The 15,274-nt window shown below is 61.6% G+C and carries 13 protein-coding genes and 3 pseudogenes; 8 read left to right on the forward strand and 8 right to left on the reverse strand.

Features of this window, described 5'->3' with window-relative positions; translation table 11 throughout:
• Positions 1 to 331: 331 nt before the first annotated feature.
• Entirely contained in the window at positions 332 to 2,506 is a 2,175-nt protein-coding gene (locus J7I86_RS21635) for an ice-binding family protein (RefSeq protein ID WP_214822916.1), read from the reverse strand.
• Between the two features lie 429 nt (positions 2,507 to 2,935).
• Here J7I86_RS21635 and J7I86_RS21640 point away from each other — a divergent pair, with 429 nt between their 5' ends.
• From J7I86_RS21640 to J7I86_RS21655, 4 genes are all read left to right on the forward strand, one after another.
• Entirely contained in the window at positions 2,936 to 3,235 is a 300-nt protein-coding gene (locus tag J7I86_RS21640) for a hypothetical protein (protein ID WP_214822917.1), read from the forward strand.
• A gap of 244 nt (positions 3,236 to 3,479) precedes the next feature.
• Complete coding sequence (locus J7I86_RS21645) at positions 3,480 to 3,758, forward strand: hypothetical protein (protein WP_214822918.1); 279 nt, start codon at positions 3,480 to 3,482, stop codon at positions 3,756 to 3,758.
• Positions 3,759 to 4,130: 372 nt separating this feature from the next.
• Complete coding sequence (locus J7I86_RS21650; RefSeq protein WP_214822919.1) at positions 4,131 to 4,598, forward strand: GNAT family N-acetyltransferase; 468 nt, start codon at positions 4,131 to 4,133, stop codon at positions 4,596 to 4,598.
• 80 nt (positions 4,599 to 4,678) lie between these two features.
• Positions 4,679 to 5,071 carry an Lsr2 family protein gene (locus J7I86_RS21655; protein WP_214822920.1) on the forward strand — a complete coding sequence of 131 codons (393 nt, stop codon included), beginning with the start codon at positions 4,679 to 4,681 and terminating at the stop codon, positions 5,069 to 5,071.
• Here J7I86_RS21655 and J7I86_RS21660 read toward each other — a convergent pair.
• Positions 5,068 to 5,754 carry a response regulator transcription factor gene (locus J7I86_RS21660; protein ID WP_214822921.1) on the reverse strand — a complete coding sequence of 229 codons (687 nt, stop codon included), beginning with the start codon at positions 5,752 to 5,754 and terminating at the stop codon, positions 5,068 to 5,070. The two genes, J7I86_RS21655 and J7I86_RS21660, sit on opposite strands and share 4 nt — an antisense overlap.
• Positions 5,755 to 6,098: 344 nt before the next feature.
• On the opposite strand from J7I86_RS21660, the gene J7I86_RS21665 reads away from it, so the two are divergent.
• Positions 6,099 to 6,497, forward strand: coding sequence for an STAS/SEC14 domain-containing protein (locus J7I86_RS21665; protein WP_214822922.1), 399 nt, complete (start codon positions 6,099 to 6,101; stop codon positions 6,495 to 6,497).
• A gap of 402 nt (positions 6,498 to 6,899) precedes the next feature.
• Here the strand turns inward: J7I86_RS21665 and J7I86_RS21670 are convergent.
• Positions 6,900 to 7,642, reverse strand: a pseudogene (locus J7I86_RS21670) (DUF6766 family protein).
• A 459-nt stretch (positions 7,643 to 8,101) separates the two neighbouring features.
• Between J7I86_RS21670 and J7I86_RS21675 the strand changes: the two are divergent.
• Positions 8,102 to 8,812 (forward strand): GAF and ANTAR domain-containing protein, encoded by a 711-nt coding sequence (locus J7I86_RS21675; RefSeq protein ID WP_309476783.1) that lies wholly within the window; start codon positions 8,102 to 8,104, stop codon positions 8,810 to 8,812.
• Between the two features lie 82 nt (positions 8,813 to 8,894).
• Here the strand turns inward: J7I86_RS21675 and J7I86_RS21680 are convergent, their stop codons facing one another.
• Positions 8,895 to 9,095, reverse strand: a complete 201-nt coding sequence (locus J7I86_RS21680) for a hypothetical protein (RefSeq protein WP_214822923.1) — start codon at positions 9,093 to 9,095, stop codon at positions 8,895 to 8,897.
• Between the two features lie 137 nt (positions 9,096 to 9,232).
• Here J7I86_RS21680 and J7I86_RS21685 point away from each other — a divergent pair, with 137 nt between their 5' ends.
• On the forward strand, positions 9,233 to 9,970 hold the full coding sequence (locus J7I86_RS21685; RefSeq protein ID WP_214822924.1) for a GAF and ANTAR domain-containing protein: 738 nt from the start codon (positions 9,233 to 9,235) through the stop codon (positions 9,968 to 9,970).
• Positions 9,971 to 10,530: 560 nt separating this feature from the next.
• Here J7I86_RS21685 and J7I86_RS23210 read toward each other — a convergent pair.
• The 3 genes and pseudogenes from J7I86_RS23210 to J7I86_RS21700 all read right to left on the reverse strand — a co-directional run.
• Positions 10,531 to 10,950, reverse strand: a pseudogene (locus J7I86_RS23210) (PDDEXK nuclease domain-containing protein); the annotation flags it as partial.
• Positions 10,951 to 11,260: 310 nt separating this feature from the next.
• On the reverse strand, positions 11,261 to 12,034 hold the full coding sequence (locus J7I86_RS21695) for a dienelactone hydrolase family protein (RefSeq protein WP_214822925.1): 774 nt from the start codon (positions 12,032 to 12,034) through the stop codon (positions 11,261 to 11,263).
• Positions 12,035 to 12,356: 322 nt separating this feature from the next.
• Positions 12,357 to 13,025, reverse strand: coding sequence for a FadR/GntR family transcriptional regulator (locus tag J7I86_RS21700; RefSeq protein WP_214822926.1), 669 nt, complete (start codon positions 13,023 to 13,025; stop codon positions 12,357 to 12,359).
• 187 nt (positions 13,026 to 13,212) lie between these two features.
• On the opposite strand from J7I86_RS21700, the gene J7I86_RS21705 reads away from it, so the two are divergent.
• Positions 13,213 to 14,994 carry a 2-isopropylmalate synthase gene (locus tag J7I86_RS21705; RefSeq protein ID WP_214822927.1) on the forward strand — a complete coding sequence of 594 codons (1,782 nt, stop codon included), beginning with the start codon at positions 13,213 to 13,215 and terminating at the stop codon, positions 14,992 to 14,994.
• Between the two features lie 47 nt (positions 14,995 to 15,041).
• On the opposite strand, the pseudogene J7I86_RS21710 reads toward J7I86_RS21705, so the two are convergent.
• A pseudogene (locus tag J7I86_RS21710) lies at positions 15,042 to 15,274 on the reverse strand (hypothetical protein); the annotation flags it as partial.

Below are 15,274 nucleotides of genomic sequence, written 5' to 3' on the forward strand. Positions count from 1 at the left end.
CCTGCCCGGAAACCTCTGCGGATACTTGGTCAGATCCCGATCCCGATCGCGTATCACCGCCCCTTTGCGGGTTCAGGACGAAAGCGCCGGCAACCAACAATGCCGCCACCAGCACGCAAAATACAACCACCAAAGACGTCGCCAGGGCCGACCTGCGTGGGTTGCTCGGGTGGGCGCTATCGAATTGGTCCACAGCAGATGCTCCTTATCGCCAGCTCAGGGAGGTGCCGGCTTGAAACGCCCGGCACCTCCCGCAATGCCCTGTGACGGTTGCCGGCCCATACTGCGGACCGGAACTTTGTCTTTGTGAAAGAAAGGACTGCCTAGTTCTTCATTTAGTACTGCGACGAAGTACTACCCCTCCTGCCAGGAGAAGCGAGAGCCCCGTGAGGATGGCACCCCAGGGAGCCGACGATATCTGAGGCCCGGCCCCGGACTCCTCGGCTGCAGTCTGAACGCGGGAGCCTTGATTCATTCCCGAACCGCCGCCGTTGCCGTTGCCGCCGCCTCCGCCGTTGCCGCCGCCTCCGCCGTTGCCGCCGCCTCCGCCGCCTCCGCCGTTGCCGCCGCCTCCGCCGTTGCCGCCGCCTCCGCCGTTGCCGCCGCCTCCGCCGTTGCCGCCGCCTCCGCCGTTGCCGCCGCCTCCGCCTCCGTTACCGTGAGCTTCGTTGGTGAACGTCACCGTGGTGTAATCACTACCGGTTTTGACTGTTGCTGTACGGGCCGCCGTGCTGGTTGACACTTTGCGCTCGGACGGCGCGACGGTGATGTCCGAGACTCTAACCCCAGCGGTGGCCGCCTCGGACACTGTCACCTCGCTGCCCGGGGTGAAGCCGGTGACGGTCTCGCAGTGACCGCCCTGACTGGCCGGGCCCGCCTGCACATCGACAGTCTTTGTGCCAACAGTGAAGGTGAAGATGCTGCCCACCTTGATACCCTTGCCTGCGATCTTGCAGACCTTGATGGCCTCCGTCGGCGCGGTGATTGTCACGGTTTCGCTGTCGGATCCGGTTGCCGTGGTTCCTCCGGGGGCGGTTACGGTGGCCGTTATGGTGTCGGTCTCGGTAGCCCCGGCATCGCCGGTGAAGGCGCGGCTGAACTGGCAGCTGTAGCTGGCACCGGGGGCGATCGTGCCGCCGGTTGCGCAGGTGCCCTGGCCGTTGAGGTCCCCGGAGATGCTATCGGTCAGGGTTGTCAGTGTGATGGCCGTGCTGCCGGTGTTGGCAACTGTTGCGGTGTAGGTGAAAGTCCCGCCAGGGGCTGGCAGGGATGTGGGGTTAGCGGTCTTGGAGACCGTGATCGTCGGTGTAACCGGAGGCGCGGTGATTGTCACGGTTTCGCTGTCGGATCCGGTTGCCGTGGTTCCTCCGGGGGCGGTTACGGTGGCCGTTATGGTGTCGGTCTCGGTAGCCCCGGCATCGCCGGTGAAGGCGCGGCTGAACTGGCAGCTGTAGCTGGCACCGGGGGCGATCGTGCCGCCGGTTGCGCAGGTGCCCTGGCCGTTGAGGTCCCCGGAGATGCTATCGGTCAGGGTTGTCAGTGTGATGGCCGTGCTGCCGGTGTTGGCAACTGTTGCGGTGTAGGTGAAAGTCCCGCCAGGGGCTGGCAGGGATGTGGGGTTAGCGGTCTTGGAGACCGTGATCGTCGGGGTCACCGGAGGCGCGCAGTCGGACCTGGTGATGACGTTGGTGTCCAGCGTGACCGCGCCGTTCTGTGCGAGGAGCCGGCCGTTCACTGTGGCCGTTGTGTTCGCGGTGATGGAGGTGAGGGCCAAGATGTTGCCGACAAAGGTGGTGTTGGTGTCAAGGGTGGCTGAGCTGCCGACTTGGTAGAACACATGGCAGGCCTGAGCGCCGTTGATGAGCGCCACTGAGCTGTTCGGCGCTGTGATCAACGTCGAGCCGATCTGGAAGACGAACACAGCATCGGGGTTGCCTTGGGCGTCGAGGGTGAGGGTGCCGGTGAGGAAGGCTGAGGAATCGAACTTGTACACCCCGGGGGTCAGGGTGAGCCCACCGAGGTCCTGGCCCGTGAGGTTGACATCCGGGGCCATTCCGGCCGCGGAGAGGTATGCGGTGCTCAGGTCCGCTTGAGCTTGGGCGGCGACCGCGTCAGTGACGTGCATGGTTCCGTTGACGGTTCCGGGCGGGAAGCCCGTCACTGAGGTCCCGGGGCTGAGTCCGAGATCCCCGTTGATGACGCTGGGGCCGGTGTTGGTGACGGTACTGCCGGCCAGGACGGCGAAGGGGGTTGCCGTTCCGAGGTCTACTTGAGTCGCCGCGGCTGCAGCAGGCGCTGCTACACCGATGCCGATAGCAAAAGGAAGCAGCAGTATTACGGCGGCAAGCGCAGCTACTGCTGCTTTCCATATACGGGCGGTGGAATTCCTTATCGACTTGTCTTCCGAATTACGGTCCATAACAATGATGCCTTCCCAGAAATGAACGGTGATTCCGGCTGTCGTCGTCAAACCCACTTCAGCCGGGGTTCGGACCGGGAGGTTCACTCAGCACGTGTAGGCGGTCTTCACCGCAGAAGCACCAAGCCAAAGAGACCGGTCCGGGAGCTGCCCGCAGCAGCGCGGCGCGTCCTGCCATCACCCCCCTCGTGGCGTGTAGTCGACCGCTGACCTGCGTGGATCCTCCGTGGATTCCTTCACAGTCAACGGTTGGGGACAGACTACAAAACAATTCGAAATGTCACCAGAGCCCGAGTTGCCTTATTCAAAAAGTTCCAGGATGCATGGTTCGCAGACATTCTTGAGGGATGGGTCTGACGACGAACCAGCGCAATGCAGGCTGAATAGAGAAATGACGTGAGGTCACGGTTCGCGTTTCCCCGGAGGTAAAGGGAGCCGTCAGGACGCTTCCTTCCACCTGCATCATCGGCATACTTATCAACATAGGGGTGCCGGCACACAGGAAAGGATCCAGCAATGAGCATCACCGAAGCTACTCTCACCGCCATCCTTAACCTGCACGATGTGCCAACAGAGTTTCACAACGATCCGGAGCTGCGGGCCCTCGCTTATGTCCTGGCAGCCATTGAGGAACCGACCAGTGACGTGGAACGACGCTTCTACGACTCCGCCACCACCCTGAACCTGGACGGCCCGACGGGGGAAATACCCCGGCCCGTCACCAAAGGTGAGCTGCTCGCCGAAATCCACAAGACCCGCCTGTCCTGCCGACTCCACCAACTGCGCGGCGAGAATCATCACGCGGAAGCAGGATAGAACGCAGCCCAAAAATATCCACGGTTTTCGCGTCACGAATCCCTGAGCGCCCCCACTGTATCCGTAAGGGGGCTCTGACTCGCTCGTAGGCACCGTCCTCCAACAAAGCGAGTCCAGTTCCGATGAAGCGGACCAAAACTGCAATCCGATTCATCTCGGAGATCTTGGAGCGTGAGTGAGCCGCTCAGAGATTGAGCATGGAAGACCAGTCTAAAGAGAGTAACCACTAAAGGAAGGTTCGGGCATGGCACGCTTTCGCATCACGGTTACCCATGTGATTGAGATGGAGCAGGAAGTCTTACAGGAAGCGGCGCTTGAACTCCCGAGCGTTATGGCAGGTATCCGGCTGGACGGAGAAATGTCCTTGGCCCTTGCATCGGTACCTGGATATGCAGGTCAAGCGCTGGGCGGGGAGATGCACAACCAGATGCTCATGCTGCTTCGAAACCGAGAGTTTGTTGTCCCTGGGGGCATGCCAGAGATCAAGGTGGAGCCGGTGTGCGAATTAGACGGTGCGGCCTAACACGCATCTTGTAGGGCGCAAGGGCAGGGCGGTTGCCCCTCCCTGCCAGTTGCTTACGATCTGACGACATCAAAGAACCAACCACCGGCGCCGTGGCCGTTCTACGATTCCGAAGCCGCACGCCCAGGAGGCGGCGTGGACGGACTACGCGTCCGGGCATGACCGCTCCGCACCTCGGGCGGTAATCCTAAGCCTTCCGAGGAGGAGGACAACTAGCCGTGTCATGTGCCACCGAGGTGTCCCAGTACCAAGGAAGCGGGACATCTTGGGACACAGGGTTCCACCAACAGTTCTGGTGCACACCTCTGGCGGCTGTGACGGTGCTTCTTCGACGGATTGAACTCTGCACTCTCGGAGAGGAATATGGGGTCGATGCTTATCCGCGCTGCACCCCGATCGGACGCCTCGCCTCTTAGCCAGGTGTTGAACCGTGTCGTCGATGAAGGTGACAAGACAGCCATCAACTCCCGTCTAACGGGCGAGGAGTTTACTGAATGGTTTCTTACCGGCAGTCATTGCGTGAGTTGCATGCTCGCGCAGGAGGACCGCGGGCGGATCCTGGGTTTCCAGGTGGTGGAGCGGTTCCACGACGACCTACCGAAGGGCATGGCGGCTATTGCCACGTTCGTGTCCCAGGACGCGCGCGGACAAGGAGGTGGCACCGGTCTTATCGACCAAACGATGCGCCACGCACGGACCTATGATGTCACATCCATTCGCGCGGTGATCCGCAGGACCAACCGAGCCGCGGTCCGGTACTACCGATCAGTGGGGTTTCTGGAGGACGCCGGACAGGCCGAGGCTTTGGCCTCCGTTGTTCTTATCCGCCGCTTGTTGTGAAAAAGCCCGGGAAAGCTGGCAAGCGGGACACCCCGGGGGCCGTTCGCAAGGCAGATGTTCAAGGCGGGTACCGTTATCCGGTGGCTACGCGAACAATCATCACTTTGCACGACGATCTGGACGGCTCAGAGGCAGAGGAGAGCATTTCCTTTGCTATTGACGGCGTTGAGTATGAAATTGACCTTAGCGGTCCCAACGCTCACGAATTCCGATCCATGCTCCAATCGTATGTTTCTGCAGCCCGGGCGGTGCACTCACCAATGAAGGCACGCACCCAGAAAAATCGCAACGCCAAGGTGCGGGCTTGGGCAAAGGAAAACGGCATCAAGGTCGCCGACAGGGGGACGATCAGCGCCCAGGTCCTCGAACGCTACAAAGCCGCCGTTGAAATACTGAGGACGCTAAAGGGCTGTCCGGAACGGGATGTTGGTCGCTCAGGTGCGGCCCTCGTAATCTTGAGTGTCTGTGCCTAGTCGTGGAGCCACCCGCCGCTGACCAAACGCTGCCGCAGAGCGAGCCTGGACAAGGGTTCTCCGCCGTCCTGGAACTTCCGGCGAACAGCGACCAGGTGCTTTTTCACCCCGTCCACGGTGATTCCCAGGGTTTGGGCGACATCTGCCATGGTTCGCCCGTCTGCGCTGAGGTAGATCGACACCACTTGGTGCTCCCTTGAGGTTAGTTGCGGGGCTGCTTCTGGGGTGGCCATGACAGCTGCGATTTCGTCGGGGACGTACTGCTGGCCTGCGGCCGCTGCACGGAGCGCAGCCTCAATGACGGCGGCCGGCCCGGTCTTGGGCACATAAGCCAAGGCCCCGGCCGCGTACGCTTGCCGGATCACGGCCGGGTCGGTCACGCAGCTGCACACCACCACTTGTGGACCATCTGAAAGAAGGGCCCGGATCTTGACGGGCAAGGGGATGTTGTCCCCAAGCAGCACGTCCAGGATCACCACGTCCGAGAGGTGGTCCATCCGTGCTGCCAGTTCGGCCCAGGACCGGTACCGGCCGACAACCCGGATGCCCTCAGTGTTCTGTTCGAGCCACACGGCCAGGCCGTCCAACAACACCGCGTGGTCTTCAACAATGTCCACCTCCAGGGTCGGAGTGGACACCGTGTAGTGGCGGCGTCGGTCATTGAAGTTCCTCGTGCGTGTCATCGTGCCATCACTTTAGGAGGAAACGATGTCCTATGGGCTGCAACCCGGCCGGATCCTCTGAATGTGTCCTGTAAGGGAGCCTTTTCTGGACTCTTCAGGTCTCCCCGCAGACGGGTAGGTAGCGGTCAGATGGCGGGGTTCGAAAGATGAGTACCGATTACCCGTGTTCAGGGCCAGTGAGGGGTTTTTACTGAGATCAGCGGGTCCAGGCAACGGCCAAGGAGCCCCCAACTTTGGCCGGGGCTGCCCCGGTCCGCGGCAAGGGCAGGACGGCCGTACCCAGAAGTTGCTGTCCGGCCCTTACGCCTAGGCTTTTCGGTGACACAAGACATCGGAGGTGCCTGATGGAACAACAGCTGGATTTAGGCGAGGGCGTCCTCCGGCTTGAGGATGGTCCTCTGCTGCATCTGGTTTGGAACCCTGGCGTGCGCATTGACGCAGGCAACGCCCGCGCGGCCATGGACGCCGTCAACAAACTCGCGAGCGGCCGAACGTACCCGCTGTTGGTCGACATGGCTGCCAGCATGTTCCTTAGCCGCAGCGCACGTGAAGTTTTCGCCGAACCATGCGCAGTGTCCAGGATCGCTCTACTCGGAGAGAGCCCCGTGGACCGCGCACTGGTCGACTATCAACTCCAAACAAGCAAGGCCCCGTGCCCCACCAGATTCTTCACCTCCAGGGTTAAGGCGCTGACATGGCTCGGTGACGCCGCTCAGACGTTCCCGCCGCTTACTGACCGCTAGAGGAAGCCCGCCCTTGGGGGCCGGTAGGGATTCGTCATCTGGTCGTCTCTTCGGCATCCTTCGGTTCGCCCGGATGCTCAGTCTGTTCTGTGGGTTTGTCGTGCCGGTTTGCGCGGTCCAGTCCGAGCAGCATCGATATGATCACTCCGATCCACATCACTGCCGCCAGAGGGACGACACCCATCAGGAGTCCGGGCTGGATGCGAGGAGTGTATCCGTTTGTGGGCGTCCGGGCGAGGACCCGGCTCCGGCCATGCAGGCAGCCAGACGCACAACACGGGGTACCTATTGGAACGTCCCGGTTCCCGGGAGCTGGAGCATTCCATGCTGTGGGTGAAAACTGGCTTTCCGCGGGCGTTCCGGTGGCGGTCTGCAGCGTCTTGGGCTACCGCGCGGGATGGGTTAGGTGCCTGTTTCGTAGTGGGGTTCTGCGACGGGTTTGGATTCGGCGGAGCGTCGTTCGCGCAGGTAGACGGAGGCTCCGACAATGACTGCGACGGCGAGGAATTCGCTTTGCCAGTTTTGGAATGACTCGAACCAGAACTGCGAGGTCCCGACGTATTCAAGAACGGTCACCGGTGGCTGACCGTGCGCGGTTTGTTCCTCGCTGTAGGCGTTAGCACCGCCGACGGCGTGCAGGATGATGGACGCCGCGAACAGCAGGAAGAAAAGCCCTGACAATGAGTGTTCGTAGACTTTCAGGACCCAGCCGCCCCGCCGGACAGGCCACGGAGTATCGGCGCCTTTGGTGGCCGCCCGGGGGTCCTCGTCCTGGGGTGCTGCTTTGCCCACGGGTTTGGATTCGGAAGATCCCTTTTGGAAGAGGTAGGCGGTGAGGACGACGTACATTCCCATCTGGAGGAACTCCGACTCCCAGTTCTCAAAGGTCGCTTCCACGAACGCGCCCGTGCTCAGGTATTCGCCGATGCCACTGCAGCTTGGCCGTGGGCTTGCTGGTCCTCGCTGTAGGAAGCAGCGCCGGTGATGACCATCCCCACGAAGAAGATGAGAAAAAGGGCGATGTTGGCCAGCAGCAACCCGTGGTTTCGTATCCAGTCGCGCATCAGGGTCCGCTCCGTCCCGTTGTGGCAGCCAGGCCCCGTTGGGTTCCGGTGGTCTCTGCCAGTTCCTCTAATGGCTCCCATCTAACCAGCACTGACCCCTGATCCACACGGCTAAGCCTTTGATCGCAGCGGAGCAGAACGATGCGTGTGCGACTCCATTGGCTATTGCGCTGCTTAAGGCGCATGCTGACCAGGACAACAGCGCCGAAACGAATTCCTTGGTGTATCCGTTTTTGACCGTTCTCGTGAAACACGCAAGTCTCCTGGCCATCTGAATGCCGGTCTGGTGCTCCGATGGAGCCGTCAAGCAGCCGGCGGTTCCATCGCGGAGGACCCTTCGGTCCGTCCGCCATTGAGCTCTTTTAGTGATTGCTAGACTTCCTTGCTAAATTATTCGCGGACACAACCTCGACCCCTCAGCTGCGGATCATCGCCGCTGATGGGGTTTAATCCCAGGGGTGTTCTGGGCTTCGGCAGCAAGGCCCATCGAGTGGTTGTACCTGTTGTGAAAGGCGGGTGTTTTCGTTGGAGTCTGTGCCGGTGGAGAATCAGGTAGAGGACGCTGAGCGCCTCGCCGAACTCCTCATCGCTTCTGATGACGTCCAGGCCTTCCTCGACGGGATGACTGTTCTGGGGGCGGCTGCGATGACACGCTCGACCGGGGCGCGTATCGAATGTGCTGTGACGTTGGGACGGCGGAAGCGTACCGCCATGATGGGCGGCAGCAGTGACCATGCGATGCTGCTGGACCGGATCGAGCAAACCCTGGAACAAGGACCCTGCATCGACGCCTTGGGCAGTGGACGGCCGGTTGTGCTCGATGATGCCCTGTCATCACCCCAATGGGGTGATTACTGCGAAGCGTTGGCCGCGGCAGGGATGCGCAGCACACTTGGCGTGCCGATGGAACTCGGGCGGGACGCCGCCGCCGTGTTGAACTTCTTCGCTCCCGCGCCGGGGACGTTTACCCGGCAAGGTGTCACCGATGCCTTGTCCTTCGCGGGAATTGCCGGCAAAGCGTTACGGGTGGCCATCAGGATCGCCGCGTTGAACGAAGCCACCGAAGACCTGGACGCCGCAAGTAAGAGCAGGTCCGTTATTGATACGGCGTGCGGGGTGATCATTTCCCAGAACCGGTGCACCCATGAGGAAGCGTTCCGTATCCTGAGGAAGGCTTCGAACGATCGGAATCAGAAACTGCGCGACGTGGCCCAGACACTCGTCGACGGAGTTGGCGTCCCGAAGCAGTAGGCCAATGAGAAAGCAATAGGTCAACCAGGAAGCGTAGCTGCACCGTCGATTGATATGTGTAGGGTCAGTGCCCCTGCAGCTGTCAGGGGCAAAGGTCCTCCATGGCCCAGGCGATAAGGTCCAGTTCGAAAGGATGCGGTTTCAACGCTTCGTGTACGTAAGCGTCCAGTTCCAGCGGGTCGGCGTTGCCGCCTTCGGCCCAGTACTTGATCCATAACCGTTCAAGGGTGATGCTGCTGTCGTGCTCCAACAGGTCTCGTGCTCTCTGTCGCGGGTCGTTCATCTCTGACATCCCAGTGCTATCGACGGGCCTCCTGCACGCAGGCTGAATGATCAGTCTGCTTACTAATTAAAGTTACATGGACGATGCTTCCCCGAACAACCGGACGAGGAAGTACACAAGGGACCTACCATTAGGCTATGGAAACCCCCGTACACGCCGAGCACATCCTGAGTCTGCACGAACTGGTCACCGGAACAGCCGACATCAATGCGATCCTGCAGGGCGTGACCGGCTTCGCGTCCAACGCGATGAGCCAAGCCGCGGGTGCGCCGATCGATTGTGCTCTGACGCTGCGCCGGCGTAAACGCACCGCGACGGTGGCGGGCAACAGCGACAAAGCAGTCCTCCTGGACCACATCGAACAAAGCATCGGACAGGGACCGTGCCTGGATGCTCTTGACCAGGGCAAGCCCCTGCTGCTGGACGACGTCGCCACGGACGTGTCCTGGCACCAGTACAGCCGCGAACTGGCCGCCCATGGATGCCACAGTGCTCTGGGTGTTCCCATGGATCTGGGCGAAACCTCCGAAGCGGTCCTGAACTTCTTCGCGTCCAAACCCGGCCTCTTCACCCCCGAAGTCATAGACGAGGCCGCCGGGTTCGCGCATGTAGCCGGCAGCACCCTGCGCCTGGCGATCAGAATCGAAACCGTGGAACAACTTAACACCGACCTGAAAACAGCAATGGCCACCAGAACTGTCATCGACCTGGCCAGCGGCGCCATCATGGCCCAGAACCGCTGCACCCAGGAAGAAGCCTTCAAACTCATCACCAAAGCCTCAAGCCACCGGAACGAAAAAGTCCACAAGGTCGCCACCGACATCATCACCCACCTAAGCGGCAAAGCCGAGGGAACCCTGCACTTCGAAGACTGAACCGGCTGCGGCAAGGCTGAGGGTAACGCCATTTCCCACCCAGGTGTGTTCCCTTTCGAGGAACCGGTGTGTGGCCATCTCTCTAAAGCACGGCCCGGCTGGCTATTAGACCTTACGGGACGCATGCTGGGCAGGAGGAACGGAAAATGGACGAACCGATGGCTCGATTCGTATATCTCAGGTGCTGATCAGCGCTGGTCACCAGCTTTCTAGCGTTCCACTTGAGTTGCACGAAAATGCCGATATCAGTGAGCCCATGTGCCGCCGCAATGGAGAAGTCGGATCTCGCCGACTGTCGCTTCAAAGCCAGACGATTTTGCGCTTTCAAGGTTCTCTAGCAAACCTCCGACTTGCTTCTTGAACAGAAGTATCCCGAACACTATTAGTGCAGGCCAAATCAGGGCCTCGACGTATTTGAGGTTAAGTTCAAGTGCTTCATGCCAATCCATGGTGGACACATATTCTCATGTGTGCGGGATTTCGTATCCGGCGGGTGGCTCTGCTGCCTCGAAACATCCGCGGTCGCTAAGCGGATGCGGCCTCTCCTTCGTCGGGTTCGGTCAGTTCGAGAGCCGCGACGAGGTGTCCTTCGTTGGGTAGTGCCTCTTTTTCAGCGGCGGGGAGTGTGTCGTGGTGTAGGCTGCAACTGCCACGGGCGAGGTGGAGCGGCCGAGGCTGTAGCAGACACTACGGTCGTTTTTTGTGCCGCCGGTGAGGATTCCGACGGTTTCGTTGTGATAGTCGCGCCGGAGGACGTCGACCAGGGCGACATAGAAATTGAGCTTGCCTGCATATTCAGCGCGGAAGCGGCCCGTCCTAAGTTCGATGACGACGTATGGGAGTTGCTCGATGTGGAAGAACAGCAAGTCGACGTAGTAGTCGTCTCCGTCGACGTCGAAGTGTACTTGTCGGCCGACGAATGAGAACCCGGGCCCGAGTTCCTGGAGGGTTTCGGTGATCCGGGCGGTGAGGGCGTTTTCGAGTTCACGTTCGGCGACTTCTCCGGAGAGCCCGAGGAGTTCGAAGTTGTAGGGGGTCCTTGGCCATTTGCTGGGCCAGCTCCGAGTCCGGGGATACGAGCTGGCAGGTGAAGTTCGAAGGGGCCGTGCCGGTGCGCGCCATCGAGCGGTTCACCATCATGTTTCAGCAGGACATTCCGCGACCAGCCGTACTCCACAGCCGCAGCGGCGTACCAGTCGCGCTCTTCGGCGTCGCCCCTGCGCCCGTGATCCCATCGCCTTATGGGATGTCGGCGGTGACCGATGGTGGACCGTGGGTGGAATCGCCGGCTCACTTGGGCAGGAACGATGGAGCCCCGATGGTCTCGTCGAGCAGGTCGAGCACTGCCCGCCACGCTCGGGCCGTGTGTGTAGGGTGGTAGCCCACGCCGGGCACGGTCGCTTCGGTGTGGGTGGTCCCACCTGTGGGCGACCCGTCAGGGTTTGTCGGCTGGGCCCAGAAGGCGTGCTTGGCTCCGCCGTAGATGTTCACGCGCCAGTCGACCCCGGCCTCTTCGAGCGCTTGGGTAAATGTCAGGACGTGGTCGGGGCTGCAGATCGGGTCTTCGGAACCTGTACACAGGAGGATAGGTCCCATCACGCTGGTCCAGTCCTCAGGGCGGGCTGCTGGAAGGCCGGGATGGATCGCGGCGACGGCCTTGAACGGCACGCCGGCGTTGGCAAGTTCCATCACGATACTGCCTCCGGCCCCGTAGCCGAGGGCGGCGAGGCGGCCGGGGTCGGCACCAGGCACCGCGAGCAGCACATCGAGTGCGGCGCGGCCGATTGCTTCCATCCGGTCTGCATCTGCAATCAGCGGCATGATCCGGGCCAGCATTGCTGTTGGATTGCCGGAGAACAGTTGGCCACCGTGGTAGTCCATTGCCAGGGCTATATAGCCCTGCTCGGCCAAGGCCTCGGCGCGGCGGCGTTGATAGTCGTGAAGGCCGATCCCGTCATGTCCGATAAGAACGGCCGGCCAGGGGCCGTCGCCGTGCGGTCGCGCGAGGTGCGCGACCATTGTCAAACCGTCAGCTTCGTAGGTGACTTCGCGCGTTGCAATCATTTCGCTACGCTATCGAGCGTTCGCTGCCTCCTAACCGGTGTTCGATGCCGGCCGATTCTTTCATACTCGGCTTTCGAACCTTCTGGAGCATCAGCTCGTCGTAACACTCGACGAGCTTAAGGGCACGCCGCCACGAAGAGCGGTCCACGTACCGAACTCTTTTCAGTCACGATCACAATCCCGTTTCCTCTGATATGGCATGGCACGCCGGACGCCTTGGTCGGAAACGGGCTGATCTCCGGCAAACCAGCCTTGACCGCCATAACCCCTGTGCGATCGAGCGGTCGGTGGGTAAGGCGTGGACAGGGCGTCCAACGTCGGATTAGGGCAGTTTTGCTTTGAGCGCGAGCAGATGGTCCCGGGTGAGCGCGGCCGCCGATTCCGCGTCTCTGTGGGCGATCGCTTCGAGGATGCGCATGTGAATGAGGTGGTCGGCCTCGCCGCCGTGTTCGCCACGGCGCCGGAGCAGTTCGATCATCGCTTGCCTGCTGCGCGGGGTGAAAGTGTCGAACAATTCGGTAAGGATCTGATTATGGGCAGCCAGAACGATGCTGCGGTGAAGGACCGTATCTGCGTCGACGTGCTCTTCCACGCCCGAACGGTGCAAATCCCGCTCCTCTGCCGCGCGCTTCATGGCACGGAGATCCGACAGGGTGCGTCGTTCCGCCGCCAGCGCGGAGGCTTCCACCTCGATCGCGATACGCGCCTCTATCACGGCAGCAATATCCGCGCGGCGAAGGACCTGGTCCCAATCTTCGGGCTCATCCAGCGCCGTGACGAAGACTCCGGCACCTTGACGGGTCGCGAGCACGCCGCGGCCAGCCAAGTGCCGAATGGCTTCGCGGATTGTGGACCGGCCGACGCCGAGCTGCGGAGCGAGCGTCGTCTCCCCCGGCAGCTTTTGACCGAGCGCCCATTCGCCGCCGCGGATGCGTTCGAGAAGTGCCTCGGCGGCTTGTTCGGCGAGCGGTTCGCGGCGCAGTTGTGTCATGAAACCATCATCTCTTACTTCCAAACTTCTCTACTTGTCTGAGGAGTTGTGCTAACGTGAATTCATGCTTTACGGACTTCTTCTTCTTCGCCGCCACGGCGGGGCATAGCCTGACCGGCTCCCCGACGTGGAGTCGAAACGCGCGCCGGTCGTCGGACTACATCGAATGAAGAAGGACTCCCACGCCATGACCACCAATGATTTCCCGCGCCTTTCCACGCCCGCCGGGCCAGTGCCCGCCGTCGCACCATCTTGGAACCGTCAGCGAACCTCACAAATGCCCTCCCACCGCTATCGCGATGTGTATTCCCGTGTGGAGGTTCCGCTCGCCGACCGCAACTGGCCTTCCCGTCGCTTGGTTCAGGCGCCGTTGTGGGTACCCGTGGATTTGCGTGACGGCAACCAGGCCCTGTCCGAACCGATGGACCCCGACCGCAAGCGCCGGTTCTTCGAGCTGATGGTGAAGATGGGCTACAAGGAGATTGAGGTCGGGTACCCATCTGCGTCGCGGACCGACTACGACTTCGTGCGCCTGATCGCTGATACTGACATCGCGCCCGAGGACGTGACGATCGTCGTGTTCACCCCGGCCCGGCGCGACCTGATTGAGCGCACCGTCGCTTCGATCCGCGGCATCCGCAACCGGGTAGTGATCCATATGTACACCGCCACCGCGCCCGTCTGGCGCGATGTGGTCCTCGACAAGGACCGCGACGAACTGCGGAAGCTGATCCTGACCGGCGGACGCGACGTGCTCGAGTTGGCCGGCCACCTGCCAAACGTGCGGTTCGAGTTCTCACCTGAGGTGTTCAACCTCACCGAACCCGGGTACGTCATCGAGCTCTGCGACGCCATGACTGAGCTGTGGCAGGCGACGCCCGATCGTCCGGTGATCCTGAACCTGCCCGCGACTGTGGAGATCGCGACACCGAATGTGTATGCCGATCAGATCGAATACATGCACAAGAGTCTCGCCCGCAGGGACGCCGTGATCCTCTCAGTGCATCCCCACAACGACCGAGGCACCGGTATCGCCTGCGCCGAATTAGCCATACTTGCCGGCGCCCAACGAGTCGAGGGCTGCATATTCGGCAACGGAGAGCGCACCGGCAACGTCGATATCGCCACGCTTGCCCTGAACCTGCACGCCCAAGGCATCGATCCGATGATCGACTTCTCCGACATCGACGAGATCCGCCGCACCGTCGAATACAGCAACCGCCTCGAAATTCACCCACGCCACCCCTACGTTGGCGACTTGGTGCACACAGCTTTCAGCGGCACCCACCAGGACGCGATCAAGAAGGGCTTCGCCGAGCATCGCGAACGGGCCAAGACCGAGGGCCGTCCCGAAAAAGAGATCGAGTGGCGAGTGCCCTACCTGCCGATCGACCCCGCCGACATCGGCCGCAGCTATGACGCCGTCATCCGCGTCAACTCCCAATCCGGCAAAGGCGGCATCGCCTACCTGCTCGAAACGGACTATGGCATCGAACTGCCCCGTCGCTTGCAGATCGACTTCGCCCGACGCGTGCAGGACCACGCCGACAGCACCGGACTCGAAATCAACGCACCAACCCTGCTCGAACTGTTCGAACACAACTATCTGCAGCGGGACGCCGACGTCATCGACCTACTCGACCTTGAATCCCTGAGCCACGACAACACGACCACCACAAGGGTCAATGTCCGCATCGACGGCAGCGAGCGGAGCGGCAGCTACGACACTATCGGTCCCGTCGAGGCGGTGACGCAACTGCTCGGCGAGCACGGCATCTCGATCGATGTCCTCGCCCTGCACCAAACTTCCCTTACCGCGGGCGCCGACAGTGAGGCCCTGACACTCGTGGAATACCGCGACGCAAAAGGCACACGCTGGGCAGCCGGTAAAGATCGCTCCATCCTGACTGCGAGTGTGAACGCCGTACTATCCGCAGCATGCAGCTCGGCCCGTCTCGCCACATCATGAGCAGGGGGCGGCCAAGGTGCGCTCCCCTCACCGAAGCTTCGCGCCTGCTACAGGCGCATCTTCCCGGTCGAGTAGTCCTTGGCCGCGTAAATCCCGCCTTGAGGCATGTTGGGATCAAAGTCCTCCTGCGCTCCCCACTGGGCAGCATCATCTTCAGGGAGGAACCCGACGTCATGTCCAGCCTTTAGGTCCCACCACCGTGCTGTGTTCGCGGAGACGGCATAGAAGACGGCTTCGTGTTCGGTCGTCGTCATCGCCGCCAGGAACGCCCGGACTGCAT

The organism is Arthrobacter sp. ISL-95 (assembly GCF_018613695.1).
GTDB lineage: Bacteria > Actinomycetota > Actinomycetes > Actinomycetales > Micrococcaceae > Arthrobacter.

Bases quoted from the DNA above. Each gene is read 5' to 3' on its own strand.
- J7I86_RS21700 (WP_214822926.1), bottom strand. From the start codon at position 13,025: ATGACACAACTGCGCCGCGAACCGCTCGCCGAACAAGCCGCCGAGGCA.
- J7I86_RS21640 (WP_214822917.1), top strand. From the start codon at position 2,936: ATGAGCATCACCGAAGCTACTCTCACCGCCATCCTTAACCTGCACGAT.
- J7I86_RS21695 (WP_214822925.1), bottom strand. From the start codon at position 12,034: ATGATTGCAACGCGCGAAGTCACCTACGAAGCTGACGGTTTGACAATG.
- J7I86_RS21680 (WP_214822923.1), bottom strand. From the start codon at position 9,095: ATGAACGACCCGCGACAGAGAGCACGAGACCTGTTGGAGCACGACAGC.
- J7I86_RS21660 (WP_214822921.1), bottom strand. From the start codon at position 5,754: ATGACACGCACGAGGAACTTCAATGACCGACGCCGCCACTACACGGTG.
- J7I86_RS21705 (WP_214822927.1), top strand. From the start codon at position 13,213: ATGACCACCAATGATTTCCCGCGCCTTTCCACGCCCGCCGGGCCAGTG.
- J7I86_RS21685 (WP_214822924.1), top strand. From the start codon at position 9,233: ATGGAAACCCCCGTACACGCCGAGCACATCCTGAGTCTGCACGAACTG.
- J7I86_RS21645 (WP_214822918.1), top strand. From the start codon at position 3,480: ATGGCACGCTTTCGCATCACGGTTACCCATGTGATTGAGATGGAGCAG.
- J7I86_RS21665 (WP_214822922.1), top strand. From the start codon at position 6,099: ATGGAACAACAGCTGGATTTAGGCGAGGGCGTCCTCCGGCTTGAGGAT.
- J7I86_RS21650 (WP_214822919.1), top strand. From the start codon at position 4,131: ATGCTTATCCGCGCTGCACCCCGATCGGACGCCTCGCCTCTTAGCCAG.